The sequence below is a fragment of the Micromonospora sp. DT31 genome (assembly GCF_049841795.1).
Classification (GTDB): Bacteria; Actinomycetota; Actinomycetes; order Mycobacteriales; family Micromonosporaceae; genus Micromonospora.
In genome coordinates this window covers 1-14813 of the sequence record NZ_JBNCKZ010000037.1, presented here as the reverse complement: position 1 = coordinate 14813, position 14813 = coordinate 1, and the positions used below count along the sequence as shown (strand labels likewise).

Sequence of the window (14813 nt, the reverse complement as noted above, 5' to 3'; positions counted from 1 at the left end):
GACATCGACGCTGGGGCCAACCCGCCACCCACGCAGCCTGACCCCAACACCGCCAACCTTCGTGGTCAAGGCACTAGGGTCGAGACATGCGGATCAACCGGTGGGCCGACGGAGCGCCGCGCGCGGCCGTGCCGGCCACAGCGACCACCCGTCCCGTCGAGGACTGATGGCCGTCTCCCATCCGGTCTTCGCCCGGCTCTTCGCCCGGGCCAGCGTCGCCATGGACCAGGCCGGCGTCGCCGCGCACCGGCGTCGCCTCGTCGCCGGGCTGCACGGTCGGGTGGTCGAGGTCGGCGCCGGCAACGGACGCAACCTGGCGCACTACCCGCCCGCGGTCACCCGGGTGCTGGCCGTCGAACCGGAACCCCTGTTGCGCGGTCTGGCTCGCGCCGCCGCGCCCACCGCGCCGGTGTCGGTCACCGTCGCCGCCGGCCTCGCCGAGGCGCTGCCGGTTCCCGATGGCGCCGCCGACGCGGTGGTGCTGTCCCTGGTGCTCTGCTCGGTGTCCGACCCGGCGGTGGCGCTGCGGGAGGCGCGGCGGGTGCTCCGGCCCGGCGGCGAGCTGCGCTTCTACGAACACGTGGTGGCCGAGACCCCGGGCCTGCGCCGGGTCCAGCGCGTGGTCGACGCGACCCTGTGGCCGCTGGTGTCCGCCGGCTGCCACACCGGCCGGGACACCGTCGCGGCGATCCGGGCCGCGGGCTTCACCGTGACCGACCTGGACCGGTTCCGCTTCCCGTCGACGGGCGTGCCGGCGCCGGCCTCCCCGCACGTGCTCGGCACCGCGGTCGCGCCGGTCAGCCCACGCTGATCGTGCCGTCCGGCGCGCGTACGCACGACACCGCGCGGGCGCCCGTCGCCGCGGCCCCGGCCAGGCACCGGCCGAGCACCCGGTGGCCGGCGGCGTTCGGGTGCCACGACTCCTGGCAGGTCTGGAAGTAGGTGCCGCAGGCGTTGGCGATCCGCTGGATGTCGAGCTTGTCGTAGCCGGACAGGCTGGTGACGAAGGTGCCGCTCGGGCCGTCCATCAGCCGGATCGGCGTGGCCAGGGCGTTGCCCGGGCTGCCCGCCGACTCGCACAGCCGGGCGCCGTCGAACGCCCGCTGCACGTTCAGGTAGACCAGGTCGTCCTGCGGGAACTCACCGGCCAGCGTGGCGCGCACCGAGCTGACGAGCGTGCCGAGTCCCTGGGAGAACCGGTGTCCGGGCGCGAGGCTGGCCCGGTGGATCGGGCAGCCGGCCGCGTACCGCTCCGCGCCGAGGGCACGGAACTTGTCCCGGGTGTCGTCCCGGCCGTCCTCGGTCCGGTAACCCTGCTCCAGCTCGTACGGCAGCGGGTTGGTGTAGTCCTGGAACACCACCCGGTGCTGGCCGTCCGCGTCGACCTGGTCCAGCGTGGTGAGCAGTTGCCGCAGCGCCGTGGTGGTCTCCGCGGTGGCGGCGGCGAACTGCGCGGCGGTGCCCAGGTCGGCGTCCGCGCACGTCTTCTGCTCCACCGGGCCGCCCAGGTAGGCCCAGAACTCCCACCAGCCCGTCCAGGCGTCGGCGATGAACCGGTTGGCGCACTTCTCCGCCACGCTGCCGAAGGTGAACGAGCTGTTGTTCGAGCCGAGGCCGACGAGCACCAGGTCGACGTCGTGGGTCCGCGCCACCGCCCGGAGCTGGTCGAGCTGGGCGGCGACCTGCCGGCCCTTCGTCCGGGTGGCCGAGGCGGCGGCGATGTCGGACGGCTGCCCGCCCGAGCAGGCCACGTTGAACCGGGCGGAGATGCCCGGCAGGTCGGCCTGGAACAGCGAGGCGTTCGGTGAGCGGTGGCAGAAGTAGGCGTTGGCGTTCGCCGCCGACCAGCCGGGGAAGCCCTGGGTGACCCCGTTGACGTCGACCACCGGCGCGTACGCCCCGGCGCCCTCGCCGCTGATGAAGCTGTCACCGAGCGCCACCGCGGCGGTGGGCAGCGCGGCGGTGGGTGCCGCCGCGGTGGCCGGCCGGGCGGGCGCGGCGGCGGCCGGCACCGCCAGCGCGGCCAACGCCAGTGCCCCCGCGAGCACGCTACGACGGAACACGGACATGCCGACCACCCGCTCTCCGACATCGATTCGTCGAGATGGCGATCAGATCACGGGCATGTGACGAACGTCAATGTCTGGACCTCCCGGTGCGTCCGGAACGCCCCTGAGCGGGGAAGACAACCGGCGGCCCGGTCGTTGTGCCGTCCGGACCCCGCCCTCGCCGGTCGGTCGGCCGGGCCGCACCCCGCCCGCAGGGCCGATCCGGCAACGCACCGCACCGGTGCCGCCGACCTGTCGGTGCGCCCGGCTAGGCTCGCTGCGGCGCGCCGCGCCCGGCGATCATCGTGGGGGGATCACACGGTGAACGGCACCACACGGTGAACGGCACCACACGGTGAACGGCACCACACGGTGAACGGCACCACACGGTGAACGGCACCAAACCGCCGAGACCTGGGAGTACGACCAGTTGACCGCACAGCCTGAGACGCTCTACGGGGCCGACGACCTGACCCACCTGGAGGGTCTCGACGCCGTCCGCAAACGCCCCGGCATGTACATCGGCTCGACCGACAGCCGTGGTGTGGGTCACCTCGTCAACGAGATCCTCGACAACTCCACCGACGAGGGTGTCGCGGGTCACGCGACCAGGGTCGACGTGATCCTGCACGCCGACGGCTCGGTCCAGGTCGACGACGACGGCCGGGGCATCCCCACCGACGTGCACGCCAAGTCCGGCATCTCCGGTGTCGAGCTGGTGCTGACCCGCCTGCACGCCGGCGGCAAGTTCGGCGGCTCCGGCTACAAGACCTCCGGCGGTCTGCACGGCGTCGGTGCCTCCGCGGTCAACGCCCTGTCCCGCCGCTTCGACGTCACCGTCCGCCGCGGCGGCAAGGTGCACGCGATGTCGTTCCGGCACGGCGTGCCCGGCGTCTTCGACGGCGCCGGCCCCGAGGCGCCGTTCACCCCGGGCCCCGGCCTGCAGATCGTCGGCGCGATGAAGCGCGGCCAGCGCACCGGCACCTCGATCCGCTGGTGGCACGACCCCCGCTACTTCGAGACCGGCGCGGCGCTCGACACCGAGGCGGTCCGGCTCAAGCTGCGCAACACCGCGTTCCTCGTCCCCGGCGTCGCCTACCGGCTGCGCGACGAGACCGGCGAGCAACCGCACGAGGAACGCTTCCACTTCCCCGACGGCCTCACCGACATGGTGGAGTTCCTCGCCCCGGCCGGCGACCGGCCGGTCTCCGGCACGTTGCTGGTCACCGGCGAGGGCACCTACCGGGAGAACGCCGCCGACGCCAACGGCGTCATGCAGTCGAACGTGCAGCGGCGCGCCGAGGTGGAGATCGCGCTCCGCTGGGGCACCGGCTACGAGCGCACCGTCGAGTGCTTCACCAACACCATCCGCAACGCCCACGGCGGCACCCACCGCAAGGGCTTCGAGCGGGCCCTGGCCCGCACCCTCGCCGAGGCCGCCCGCACCACCCGCGGCCTGCTCAAGCCCAAGGAGGACGCGCCCACCCTGGACGACGTCCTGGAGGGCATGACCGCGGTGGTGCACGTGCGCATCCCGGAGCCGCAGTTCACCTCGCAGACCAAGGACGAGCTGTCCACCGCGGGCATCACCAAGGTGCTCCAGGGCCTGGTCGAGGCGCACCTGAAGGGCTGGCTGGACGACCGCCGGACCAGGACCGAGGCCCGCACGGTGCTCCAGAAGATCGTCGACGCGGCCCGGGTGCGACTCACCCAGAAGCAGCAGAAGGACGCCGCCCGGCGCAAGACCGCGCTGGAGGGCGCGGCCATGCCGGCGAAGCTCGTCGACTGCCGGGCCACCGGCGTGGAGCGCAGCGAGCTGTTCATCGTGGAGGGTGACAGCGCGCTGGGCACCAGCCGCATGGCCCGGTCGTCGGAATACCAGGCGCTGCTGCCGATCCGCGGCAAGATCCTCAACGTGCAGAAGGCGAGCCTCCAGCAGGTGCTGGACAATGCCGAGTGCGCGGCCATCGTGCAGGTGCTGGGTGCCGGCTCCGGGCGTACGTTCGACCTGTCGACGATGCGGTACGGCCGGGTGCTCATCATGGCCGACGCGGACGTCGACGGCGCGCACATCCGCACCCTGCTGATCACGTTGTTCGCCCGGTACATGCGACCGCTGATCGAGGCCGGCCGGCTCTACGCGGCGGTGCCGCCCCTGCACAAGATCACCACCCGGGGCCGCAGCCCGCAGACCGTCTACACCTACACCCAGGCCGAGATGGAGGCGACGGTCCGCAAGCTGGAGAAGGCCGGCAAGCAGATCGTCACCCCGATCCCGCGCTTCAAGGGTCTCGGTGAGATGGACGCCGACGAGCTCTGGGACACCACCATGAACCCGGCGACCCGGGCGGTCCGCCGGATCACCATCGACGACGTCGAGGCCGCCGAGCGGATCCTCGAACTGCTGATGGGGGAGAAGGTCGAGCCCCGCCGCAACTGGCTCATCGACTCCGCCGACCGCGTCGACCGCGACGCCATCGACGCCTGACCACCGGGTTCGTTTCGGAAGGAAACCGCACCATGGCACGCCGCAAGGACGACCGCGCCAAGGCGGATCTGGCCGCCTTCGACCAGGCCGGCGCCCGGGTCTTCGACAACCCGCTGGTCACCGAGGTCTCCGACTCCTACCTGGAGTACGCGTTCTCGGTCATCCACTCCCGCGCCCTGCCCGACGCCCGGGACGGGCTCAAGCCGGTGCACCGGCGCATCCTCTGGTCGATGCACGAGCAGGGCCACCGCCCGGACCGGGGTCACGTCAAGAGCGCCCGCATCGTGGGTGACGTGATGGGTAAGTACCACCCGCACGGCGACACCGCGATCTACGACGCGATGGTGCGGCTGGCCCAGGACTTCTCACTCAACGCCCCACTCATCGACGGGCACGGAAACTTCGGGAGCCCGGACGACGGGCCGGCCGCGGCGCGCTACACCGAGGCCCGGATGTCCCGGGAGGCGATGCTTCTCGTCGGCGAACTGGGCGAGGACACCGTCGACGTCGAGCCGAACTACGACGGCTCGCTGACCCAGCCCACCGTGCTGCCGGCGGCCTTCCCGAACCTGCTTGTCAACGGCGCCTCCGGGATCGCGGTCGGGATGGCGACCAACATGATCCCGCACAACCTCGGCGAGGTGGTCCAGGCCGCCCGCTGGCTGATCAACCACCCGGATGCCACGCTGGACCGGCTCATGGAGTTCGTGCCCGGCCCCGACCTGCCCACCGGCGGGCTGCTGCTCGGCCTGGACGAGGTGCGCCGCGCGTACGAGACCGGGCGCGGTGTGGTGCGGATGCGGGGGCGGGTGGAGATCGGCCCGCTGGAGGGCAGCCGCGGCCGGCAGGCCATCACGGTCACCGAACTGCCCTACGGCATCGGCGCGGAGAAGGTCATCGCGGCCATCACCAACGAGGTCAACAAGACCAAGCGGCTCACCGGCATCGCCGACGTCAAGGACCTCACCGACCGGGAGAACGGCACCCGGCTGGTGGTGGAGTGCAAGGTCGGCGTCAACCCGCAGGCGTTGCTGGCCGACCTCTACCGGCTGACCCCGCTGGAGCAGTCCTTCGGTGTGAACAACCTGGTGCTCGTCGACGGCCAACCCCGCACGCTCGGGCTCAAGCAACTGCTCGAGGTGTTCCTGTCCCACCGCTACGAGGTGGTGACCCGGCGCACCGCATACCGCAAGCGCAGGCGGGAGGAGCGGCTGCATCTGGTCGACGGTCTGCTGATCGCCCTGCTCGACATCGACCGGGTGGTCAAGCTGATCCGGGCCAGCGAGGACGCCCAGGCCGCCAAGGACGGCCTGATGCAGAAGTTCAGGCTCTCCGAGATCCAGGCGACCTACATCCTGGACACACCGCTGCGCCGGCTGACCAGGTACGACCGGTTGGAGCTGGAGGCCGAGCAGGAGAAGCTGCGCGGCGAGATCGCCGACCTGTCGACGATCCTGGACGACCCGAAGGTGCTGCGGAAGCTGGTCTCCGACGAGTTGGCCGCCGTGGTGAAGCAGTTCGGCGCGCCCCGGCGCACCACGCTCGTCGACGGTGACCTCAAGGAGGTGCTGGCCGCCTCGGTGCCGGCCGGTCCGCTGGAGGTCGCCGACGACCCGTGCCAGGTGATCCTCTCCGCCACCGGGTTGGTCGCGCGTACCGCGGCGGAGTCGGAGGAGGCCGCCGAGGCGCGGCGGCGCAGCGGCCGGGTCAAGCACGACGCGGTACGCGCGCTCGTGCACTCGACCGCGCGCGGCCGGGTGCTGCTTGTCACCAGCGCCGGCCGGGCGTTCAAGGTCGATGTGCTGCCGCTGCCGGTGCTGCCGGAGCAGCCCGGGACGGTGTCGCTGCGTGGCGGCATGTCGGCGGCGGAGCTGGCACCGCTGGAGCCGGGCGAGACGGTGGTCGGGTTGGCCCCGCTGGGGCCGTCCGCGCAGGGGTCGCCCGGTCTGGCGTTGGGCACCCGGCAGGGCGTGGTGAAGGTGTGCGCGCCGGACTGGCCGGTCCGTTCCGACGAGTTCGAGGTGATCTCGTTGCGTGACGGCGACGAGGTGATCGGCGCGACCTGGCTGGTCGACGGCGCGGAGACGTTGGCGTTCGTCTCGTCGGAGGCGTCGTTGTTGCGTTTCGCCGCGTCGGTGGTGCGGCCGCAGGGGCCCAAGGGTGGCGGAATGGCCGGCATCAGCCTGCCCGCCGGGGTCCGGGCGGTCTTCTTCGGCGCGGTGCGCGCCGACGACACACGGCACGGGGAGCCGATGGTGGTCACCTCGACCGGCGCCACGGTGAAGGTGACGCCGCTGAAGGCGTACCCGGCGAAGGGGAGGGCGACCGGCGGCGTGCGCGCGCAGCGGTTGCTCAAGGGTGAGGTGGACCTGTCGGTGGCGTGGATCGGCCCGCGGCCGGTGGGTGCGACGGCCACCGGCGACCCGGTGGAGCTGCCGCCGGCCGACCCGCGCCGCGACGGCTCCGGCTTCGCCGTGATGCTCGGTCCCACCGTCGTCGGCCACCAGGTCGACCGCGACTGACCGACGGGCGGGGGCGGCTGACGCCGCCCCCGCCCTCAGCGGGGATCGGGCGGTTTCCGCGGCTGACCTCGTGATCGACCGCGGCGGTGGTTCGGTCAGACTTCGGGTTCGGGGGACTGGCGGGACTCGGGGGTGGTGCCGCGCAGGCGGGCGACCAGGCGCATCCCGTGGTAGATGACCAGGGCGGCGGCGGTGCCCAGGGCGATGCCGTTGAAGGACAGGTCACCGGCGGTGAGCGTGTAGTTGGCCGCGCCGATGATCACCGCGACGGCGGCGGTGAACAGGTTGATCGGGTCGTGGAAGTCGACCCGGTTCTCGATCCAGATCCGGGCGCCCAGGATGGCGATCAGGCCGTACAGGGCGGTGGTGGCGCCACCGAGCACCCCGGCCGGCACGGTGAGGATCAGCGCGCCGAACTTCGGGCAGAGTCCCAGCAGGACGGCCGCGCCGCCGGCCACCCAGTAGGCGGCCGTGGAATAGACGCGGGTGGCCGCCATCACGCCGATGTTCTCCGCGTACGTGGTGGTGCCGGAGCCGCCCCCGGACCCGGCGAGCACGGTGGCGAGGCCGTCGCCGAACAGCGCCCGACCCATGTCCCGGTCCAGGTTCCGGCCGGTCATCGCCGCGACCGCCTTGACGTGCCCGGCGTTCTCCGCGACCAGCACGAGGATCACCGGGATGACCAGCACGACGGCGCGCAGGTCGAAGCTCGGCGTGTGGAACTCGGGCAACCCCACCCAGGCCGCCTGTCGCAGCCCGGTCACGGCCTGCTGGTCGAGTTGGCCGGTCAGCGCGGCGAGCACCCAGCCGACGACCACACCGACCAGGATGGACAGTCGGGCGACGAAGCCGCGGAACAGCACGGTGGTGAGCAGGATCGCGGCCAGGGTGACCACGGCGATCACCGGCTGCGCCTTGACGCCGGTGCCGGCGCCGCCGCCGTCCCAGGCCACCGGGGCCAGGTTGAGCCCGATCAGCGCGACGATCGCGCCGGTCACCACCGGCGGCATCAGCGCGTCGATCCAGCGGGAGCCGGCCAGTTGCACCACCACGCCGACCACCGCGAGCGCGACACCGGCGACGACGATGCCGCCCAGGGCCGCGCCGATGCCGCCGTCGGTCTTCGACGCCAGCACCGGCGCGATGAACGCGAACGACGACCCCAGGTACGACGGGAGCCGGTTGCCGGTGATCAGCAGGAACAGCAGCGTGCCGAGGCCGGAGAAGAACAGGGTGGTGGCGGGCGGGAAGCCGGTGATCAGCGGGACGGTGAAGGTGGCGCCGAACATGGCGACCACGTGCTGCACGCCGATGCCGATCGTGCGCGGCCAGGAGAGCCGTTCGTCGGGTTGGACCACGTCGCCGGGGCGTACGGTCCGGCCGTCGCCGTGCAGAGCCCACGGGGACCATCGGGTGGTGGGGGACTGGGTCATCGGTCGCCCTTCGCGTCGTGCGTGACCGGGGGCGTGGTCGACCCTGAGAGTTGTTTCTAGCACGCGTCGGGCGGGGCCACGGTGCCGGCCCGGCCTCAGGCCACCCCGGCTGGGCGGAACTGGACGCTGACCCGGGGACCGACCGGGCGGGCGGTCTTCGGCACCGCATGCTCCCAGGTGCGCTGGCAGGAGCCGCCCATCACCACGAGGTCGCCGTGGCCCAGCGGGAAACGCAGGCCGTCGCCACCACCGCGAGGGCGCAGCAGCAGCGCGCGGGGTGAGCCGAAGGACACGATCGCCACCAGGGTGTCGGTGTGCGCGGAACGGCCGTGGGTGTCGCCGTGCCAGGCGACGCTGTCGCGGCCGTCGCGGTAGAGGCACATGCCGGCGGTGACGAACGGTTCGCCCAGTTCGGGGGCGTAGTGCGCGGTGAGCGCGTCGCGGGCCGCGGTGAGCACCGGGTGCGGCAGTGGGCGGCCGGCGGCATACCAGCAGAGCAGCCGGGGCACGTCGACCTCGGTGTCGTACATGGTGCGGCGTTCGGCCCGCCACGGCACGTCGTCGCGCAGCGTGTCGAGCACCTCGTCGGAGCCCCGCACCCAGCCGGGCAGGTGGTCGACCCACGCACCCCGGCTCAGCTCGTGCCGGCGCAACCGTCCGGCGAGCGGACCCAGGGTCGGACCCTGCTCGGCCAGGTCGAGCATCGAGGGCTGGTACGCGACGTCGGGCACGTCGCCGATCGTACCCGACTGTCGAACAGGCGTACGACGATCAGCGGCGCAGCATCCGGCGGACCGTGCCCGGGACGGCCTTCTTGAGCCGCTCGCGCAGCCGCTGCGACTGGAACCCGTCGATCGTCTCGGTGAGCGCGATGTTCTCGTCGCGCAGCCGCTCGATGCGGGTGAGCAGCTCGTCGCGCGGGGCGGCGCCGACCGGACGGACGGCCGGCGGGAAGACCGTCTCGCTGACCCGACGGTCGAACGCCGCGGCGCTGTCGCCGTCGGCGAAGGACGTGCCGAGGTCGTGCTTGGCCAGGAACGCGGTGATGGTCGCGAAGCGGGCCTTGTGACCGTCGTTGAGCGCGCTGAGGTCGGCCTCGGCGTAGAGGTCGGCGGCGTCCACGTCGGTCGGCACGTCCCGCATGATCCGGTGCGGGATGCCGAAGTAGCGGGCCAGTTCCAGGGTGCGCGAGTCGTGGGCGAACAGGTAGCCGGGGGTGCCGGCCATCAGCGCGGTGATGGTGCCGTGGATGCGGGTGCCGAACGCGAAGTCGAACTCCGACAGGTGCGACAGCCAGGTCCACGGGTCGACGAACATCCGCACCTTGTCCTCGACGAACAGCGGGTGCGAGGCGTGCAGCGGAATGTCGCTGCGCTGGCCCCGGTGCTCGGGCGCGTCGCCGTACAGCAGCGTGCCGAGGGTCCGCAGGTCCTGCGGCACGTAGCACAGGTTCGGGTAGCGCTCGTGGTGGTGGCGGACCACCGAGGCCATCGAGCGGACGTACGGGGAGATGGTCAGCGCCACCCGGGCGTCCGGGGTCAGTTCCGGGCGGCCCTTCTCCACCCGGAGGTTGTCGCCGTGCAGGAACATCGACGGGCAGCCGATCTGTTCCACCGCCGAGAAGCCGAGGGTGCGCAGGTAGCTCTCGGTCACCTCGCCGCGTACCCCGATGCTGTGCGAACGGTCGAGCACGGCCCGGCAGAACGCGCTGACCGCCTCGTCGATCGGGCGCAGGTACTCCCGGTCGCCGTCGACGTTGGTCTGCACGCCGACGCCGAGCACCACCACCGGGATCTTCAGCCGCTCGATCAGCCGGGTCATCGGGGCGAGGCGGTGCAGGAAGCTGCGCCGGAAGGCGTTGGCCAGCGGCACCACGAACACGTCGTACCGTTCGTTGATCTCGTCGGCGAGACGCGGGTCGGCGGGGGAGCGGGTCGCGGTGATCTCGGCGGTGGAGGTGGCGAGCAGCTTGTGCGCGGCGTGGCTGAAGACCAGGTTGCCGCTGTTGTCGCCGATCCAGTTGCCGGCGAACGTCTCCTCCGGCGTCAGGACGTCGAACGGGCCCTTGCGGGCGCGGAGCAGGATCCGCTGGTGCATCCGCTTGCTCACCTTCCATAGGGCACGGCGTGCCCGCGGGAGCCGGACAGCCGCCCGCGTGTGCCGGAACGGAATCTTATCCACCGTCGCTGGGCGACCGCGGACGACGCCACGGCGGCAGAGGGCGCGCTACCACCGGGTAGGGTCCCCGGGATGACGAGCGCCCCAACCGTCACCCGTGCTCCGCATCTGCCGTCGTTGACCGGATTACGGTGGATCGCCGCACTGCTGGTGTTCTGCTTCCACGCCGCGACCATGGGGATCATGGCCGAGCCGGGCCTGAAGGCAGTGATGGACAAGGGGTTCAGCCTCGGCCTGTCCGGCGTCGAGTTCTTCTTCATCCTCAGCGGGTTCGTGCTGGTCTGGTCCTACCGCGACGGTGAGGCGGCCCACCGGTTCCTGCGCCGTCGGCTCGCCAAGATCTACCCCAACCACGTGGTGACGTTCCTGGCGGCGCTGATGGTGGCGGCCTGGTTCGCCGACCCGGTGCTGCCCTGGGCCGCGATCGGCAACCTGTTCCTGGTGCAGGCGTGGATCCCGCTCGACGGCTACTTCTACAGCGTCAACAACGTGAGCTGGTCGCTCTCCTGCGAACTGGCCTTCTACCTGTGCCTGCCGCTGGTGGTGCCGTGGCTGCGCCGGGCCCGCACGGGCGTGCTGCGGGCTGTGCTGGTCGCCGCGCCGCTGCTGATCCTGGCCCTGTGGCCGGGGCAGCAGTTGCTGGCGGAGGACCAGCGGTGGTGGTTCACGCAGATATTCCCGGTGACCCGGTCGCTGGAGTTCTGGATGGGTGTGGCCGCCGCCGAGCTGATGCGCCGGGGTCGCTGGCGCGGACCCAACCTGACCGTGGCCGGCGGGATCTTCGTCGGCACCTGGGTCGTCGCCGCGTTGTGGATCCGGGCCGAGCTCTGGGCGGCCCTGCTCGCCGTGGCGTACCTGCTGGTCATCGCCGCCGCGGCGGACGCCGACGTGCGCGGCCGGTCCACCCCCTGGCGGTCGCGTCCGATGATCTGGCTCGGCGAGGTGTCGTTCGCCTTCTACCTGGTGCACGTGCTGGTGATGACGACCGTGCTGCGGTTGACCGGGGACTGGGGGACCGGGCTGCCCGGCTGGCGGGGTCCGCTCGCGGTACTCGGCTTCCTGCTGCTCACCCTGGCGCTCGCCGCCGCGCTGCACCGCTGGGTGGAACTGCCGATGATGCGCCTGCTCGGCCCGTCGCGCCGCGCCCGCGCGGACGCGCCCGCCGCCGGGCCGGCGCCGCGGGTGCCCGCCCCCCGCGCGCCCGCCGACGGGGTCGAGTACGCCGGCCGGGGCCGCCCCGACTGAGCCGTCACCTGGCGCGGCGACACGCCCGGCGGCGGTGCGTCCTGGTGGGATCGGCGGTAATTTGTACCCGTGCTTCCGATCGCGCTCACCTGCCCCACCTGGTGGGTGGCGCGCTGGACCGCCCGGATGCTGGCCAGCCTCGCGGTGGTCGTCGCCTGTTCGTTGGGCGCCGCCGCGCTGCCGTCCGGCGTCGCCATGGCCGCCCCTGCGGCCACCCCGACGGTCGTGCCGGCTCCCGGGGCCGCGAGCGCCGCGTCGGCGCCGAGCGCGGCGACCGACCTGTCGGCCGCGGCACACGCCGCGTACGCGCACCCCGCCGAGCCGCCGGCCCGCGCCACCGGGGCCCCGGCGTCACGGGCGGCCGACCCGGTCGACAGACGTCCGACTCCGGACCGCCAGGTCCCGGCGTCGGTCGGTTCCCGGGCCCCGCCCACCCGCTGACCTGTCCACGGGCCGCCGGCCCGTTCACCGCACCCACCGAACGCCACCCCGCACCCGCCCGCCGCGTCCCGCGTCGGACGGTCGAGCGGGGTTCCCCGCCACGTCTTCCCGTGAGGTGCCGACATGTCGCAGACCGCTCTCTACCACTTCCTCACCGCGGTCCCCGAGGCCGCCGCGATCTGGTCCGCCCTGCTGCTGCTCGCCCTCGCCCTGCTGGCCGTGCTGGTCGCCCGCCCGGAACGCGAGGGCGCGGCGGAGACCACCGTCGACCCGGATCCGACCCAGCGGGCCGACCTGGTCCGGTACGCCGAGGAGGTGGCGGTGGCCGCCGCCGGGGCCGCCCAGACCTTCCGCCGCCGCCGCGAGCAGTGGCTGGCCGCGCGGAGCGAGGCGGACCGGGCCTGGACGGCCTACGACGAGGCGGACACCGCCGCGCGCCGCCTGGCCGGGGCCGGCGCGCTGCCGGCCCCGCGCACCCCCCGGACCCCGACCGAGTACGCGGCCCGGGAACGCTGGCTGCGCCACGCCGTCATGCGCGCGCACTGGCGGGGCGACCTGACCGCCCGTCAACTCGCCGACGCGCTGGCGCGCCGCAACGGGTGGGACCCGCGCCGGCACCCGGCCGAGCAGGAGGTCGTGCTGGCCCGGACCGTCCGGGACGGCCGCCGGTCCCGGTGGGAGGTCGCCGCCGACCGGGAACGGCTGGCCTGGCGGGACGCGGAACTGGCCGCCGAGGCCGCCCGCGCGCTGGCCGTCGAGGCGTACGCGGCCGACCTGGCGCTGCGCCCCGCGTTGGCCGGCGCGAGCGCCCCGGCAAGCCGGGTGCCGGCTCCGGCGGCGGTACGTGGCACCCGCTTGAGCCCGGCCCGCGTCGGCTGACAGCCGGCGCGTGGTCCGAATCGTTACGAAAAGTGGGTGACTTGGCTCACCCGCGTCGCGGAACCGGACAGTCGGCACGCGACGCCCTCGTACGACCCCGGCACCTGCGGGTTTTCGTCCCGGCGACGTCGGGTTCCGGCCGGACGCTGCCCTGCGAAACCGCCTGTCCCATTGAGTGAAGTCGGTGACCGGCTGTTCCGAATCCGTAGTCAGGCCCGATGTTTACGCAGGTCGCAGCGGTTGGCGGCCCGCTTACTCGCCGGTAGTGTCGGCGCGTCCGGTGCGGTTTCCGTTCGCCGAAGGCGTCGCCGCGCTTGACCCGCCAAATCGTGCTTGCACGAACCGGGAACCCACACACCATCGGGGTGAATCCGCGAGCCACGGCCCGCGGTAGGGCGTACTTCCCGCCCGAATCCGTCAGCTAACCCGGTCGGCGGCCACGGAAGGAGTCCCTGCCTCGTGCCCATCCCTCGACCATCCCCCGCCTCCACGGCCCCGCAGTGTCCCGCGCGCGCCTGACCGGCGCGCACCCCCGGTAACCACCCCGGCCCGCCCACAACGCGGGCGCACCCATCCCTCGGCCCGCCGGCTCCCCAGCACGTGTGAGTCCTTCCGCGTGCCGGGCCGGCCTGCGCCGCTCACGCCCCCGTGGAGGATTTCGTGAAGCACCACCTGAAGCGTCAGCTGCGACGGATCACGACCGAACGTCCGTACCAGATCATCGCCGGCTCGGCGGCGGCGCTCGTGCTGGCCGGCAGCGCCGGCACGGCGCTCACCGTCACCGACGACGCCCCAACCCGGCAGGAGAGCACGGCCACGGTCGGACTCGACGCCCGGGTCGGCGAGGCGGCCAGCCGCGGCGAGGCGCGCGTCGCCGTCCCGTCGCCCCGCGACTCGTCCAGCGCGTCGCCCACCCCCCGCACGTCGCCGTCGGCGAGCGCCGCCGCGGACCCGGACACCACCACCACGAAGGCGGCGCCGCCGAAGCCGCCGTCGAGCAGGATGCTCGACTACGACTACCAGGCACAGATCAACTACTACTACTGCGGCCCGGCCGCGGTGCGCAACGCGCTCAGCGCCACCGGCGTCGAGCGCGGCCAGGACACCCTCGCGGCCGCGCTCGGCACCACCGAGATGGGCACCAACTCGGCCGAGGACACCACCCGGGTGCTCAACCAGCAGGTCAAGGGCGACCCGTACCGGACCCGGATGATCCGCGACTCGGCCACCCCGGCCCAGATGGACCAGCTCCAGGCCGACGTGGTGAGCGCCGTCGCCAAGGGGCGGGCGGTGGTCGCGAACGTCGCCGGTGACGTGGTCGACCTCAACGGCGGCTGGCACTCGTTCCCGGGTGGGCACTACGTGGCCGTGGTCGGCTACAAGAACGACGGCCGGACCGTGCGGATCGTCGACTCGGCCGACCCGTCGCTGCCGTCGTACTGGGTCACCACCATCGACCTGGCGAACTGGATCGCCAGCCGTGGCTACTCCGCCTGATCCGACAAGCGAGTGAAAGGCCGGCACCCCGGGGTTCGGGGTGCCGGCCTTTCGCGTTTGTCTTACGTGTTCCAGTGTTCGG

At 72.9% G+C, this 14813-nt stretch carries 11 protein-coding genes and 1 riboswitch; of the genes, 7 read left to right on the top strand and 4 right to left on the bottom strand.

Features of this window, described 5'->3' with window-relative positions:
* The first annotated feature begins 166 nt into the window (after positions 1-166).
* Complete coding sequence (locus ACLQ2X_RS27965) at positions 167-811, top strand: class I SAM-dependent methyltransferase (RefSeq protein ID WP_425684070.1); 645 nt, start codon at positions 167-169, stop codon at positions 809-811.
* On the opposite strand, the gene ACLQ2X_RS27960 is transcribed toward ACLQ2X_RS27965, so the two are convergent.
* Complete coding sequence (locus ACLQ2X_RS27960) at positions 798-2069, bottom strand: hypothetical protein (RefSeq protein WP_425684069.1); 1272 nt, start codon at positions 2067-2069, stop codon at positions 798-800. The genes ACLQ2X_RS27965 and ACLQ2X_RS27960 overlap by 14 nt on opposite strands.
* A 409-nt stretch (positions 2070-2478) precedes the next feature.
* On the opposite strand from ACLQ2X_RS27960, the gene ACLQ2X_RS27955 reads away from it, so the two are divergent.
* Entirely contained in the window at positions 2479-4536 is a 2058-nt protein-coding gene (locus ACLQ2X_RS27955; RefSeq protein ID WP_425684068.1) for a DNA gyrase/topoisomerase IV subunit B, read from the top strand.
* A 32-nt stretch (positions 4537-4568) separates the two neighbouring features.
* On the top strand, positions 4569-7058 hold the full coding sequence (locus ACLQ2X_RS27950) for a DNA gyrase/topoisomerase IV subunit A (protein ID WP_425684067.1): 2490 nt from the start codon (positions 4569-4571) through the stop codon (positions 7056-7058).
* 95 nt (positions 7059-7153) lie between these two features.
* Here the strand turns inward: ACLQ2X_RS27950 and ACLQ2X_RS27945 are convergent, their stop codons facing one another.
* From ACLQ2X_RS27945 to ACLQ2X_RS27935, 3 genes are all read right to left on the bottom strand, one after another.
* Positions 7154-8491, bottom strand: a complete 1338-nt coding sequence (locus ACLQ2X_RS27945) for a uracil-xanthine permease family protein (RefSeq protein ID WP_425684066.1) — start codon at positions 8489-8491, stop codon at positions 7154-7156.
* Between the two features lie 95 nt (positions 8492-8586).
* The gene (locus ACLQ2X_RS27940) at positions 8587-9195 is read right to left on the bottom strand and encodes an alpha-ketoglutarate-dependent dioxygenase AlkB (protein ID WP_425684072.1); all 609 of its coding nucleotides are present in this window, start codon (positions 9193-9195) and stop codon (positions 8587-8589) included.
* Positions 9196-9262: 67 nt separating this feature from the next.
* A complete protein-coding gene (locus tag ACLQ2X_RS27935; protein ID WP_425684071.1) occupies positions 9263-10588 on the bottom strand; it encodes a polysaccharide pyruvyl transferase family protein in 1326 nt (441 codons plus the stop codon).
* 153 nt (positions 10589-10741) lie between these two features.
* Between ACLQ2X_RS27935 and ACLQ2X_RS27930 the strand changes: the two genes are divergently transcribed.
* The 4 genes from ACLQ2X_RS27930 to ACLQ2X_RS27915 all read left to right on the top strand — a co-directional run bounded on the left by ACLQ2X_RS27930 (position 10742) and on the right by ACLQ2X_RS27915 (position 14731).
* A complete protein-coding gene (locus ACLQ2X_RS27930) occupies positions 10742-11914 on the top strand; it encodes an acyltransferase family protein (protein WP_425684065.1) in 1173 nt (390 codons plus the stop codon).
* A gap of 69 nt (positions 11915-11983) precedes the next feature.
* Positions 11984-12355: a hypothetical protein gene (locus ACLQ2X_RS27925; protein ID WP_425684064.1), complete on the top strand. Its 372-nt coding sequence runs from the start codon at positions 11984-11986 to the stop codon at positions 12353-12355.
* A gap of 123 nt (positions 12356-12478) precedes the next feature.
* On the top strand, positions 12479-13234 hold the full coding sequence (locus ACLQ2X_RS27920; protein ID WP_425684063.1) for a hypothetical protein: 756 nt from the start codon (positions 12479-12481) through the stop codon (positions 13232-13234).
* A 310-nt stretch (positions 13235-13544) separates the two neighbouring features.
* A riboswitch (cyclic di-AMP (ydaO/yuaA leader) is annotated at positions 13545-13685 on the top strand.
* 197 nt (positions 13686-13882) lie between these two features.
* Positions 13883-14731, top strand: a complete 849-nt coding sequence (locus ACLQ2X_RS27915) for a C39 family peptidase (RefSeq protein WP_425684062.1) — start codon at positions 13883-13885, stop codon at positions 14729-14731.
* Positions 14732-14813 lie beyond the last annotated feature (82 nt).

Excerpts from the sequence above, each read along its gene's own strand:
- ACLQ2X_RS27965 (WP_425684070.1), top strand. The coding sequence starts at position 167 with ATGGCCGTCTCCCATCCGGTCTTCGCCCGGCTCTTCGCCCGGGCCAGC.
- ACLQ2X_RS27940 (WP_425684072.1), bottom strand. The coding sequence starts at position 9,195 with ATGCTCGACCTGGCCGAGCAGGGTCCGACCCTGGGTCCGCTCGCCGGA.
- ACLQ2X_RS27930 (WP_425684065.1), top strand. The coding sequence starts at position 10,742 with ATGACGAGCGCCCCAACCGTCACCCGTGCTCCGCATCTGCCGTCGTTG.
- ACLQ2X_RS27935 (WP_425684071.1), bottom strand. The coding sequence starts at position 10,588 with ATGCACCAGCGGATCCTGCTCCGCGCCCGCAAGGGCCCGTTCGACGTC.
- ACLQ2X_RS27950 (WP_425684067.1), top strand. The coding sequence starts at position 4,569 with ATGGCACGCCGCAAGGACGACCGCGCCAAGGCGGATCTGGCCGCCTTC.
- ACLQ2X_RS27960 (WP_425684069.1), bottom strand. The coding sequence starts at position 2,069 with ATGTCCGTGTTCCGTCGTAGCGTGCTCGCGGGGGCACTGGCGTTGGCC.
- ACLQ2X_RS27920 (WP_425684063.1), top strand. The coding sequence starts at position 12,479 with ATGTCGCAGACCGCTCTCTACCACTTCCTCACCGCGGTCCCCGAGGCC.
- ACLQ2X_RS27945 (WP_425684066.1), bottom strand. The coding sequence starts at position 8,491 with ATGACCCAGTCCCCCACCACCCGATGGTCCCCGTGGGCTCTGCACGGC.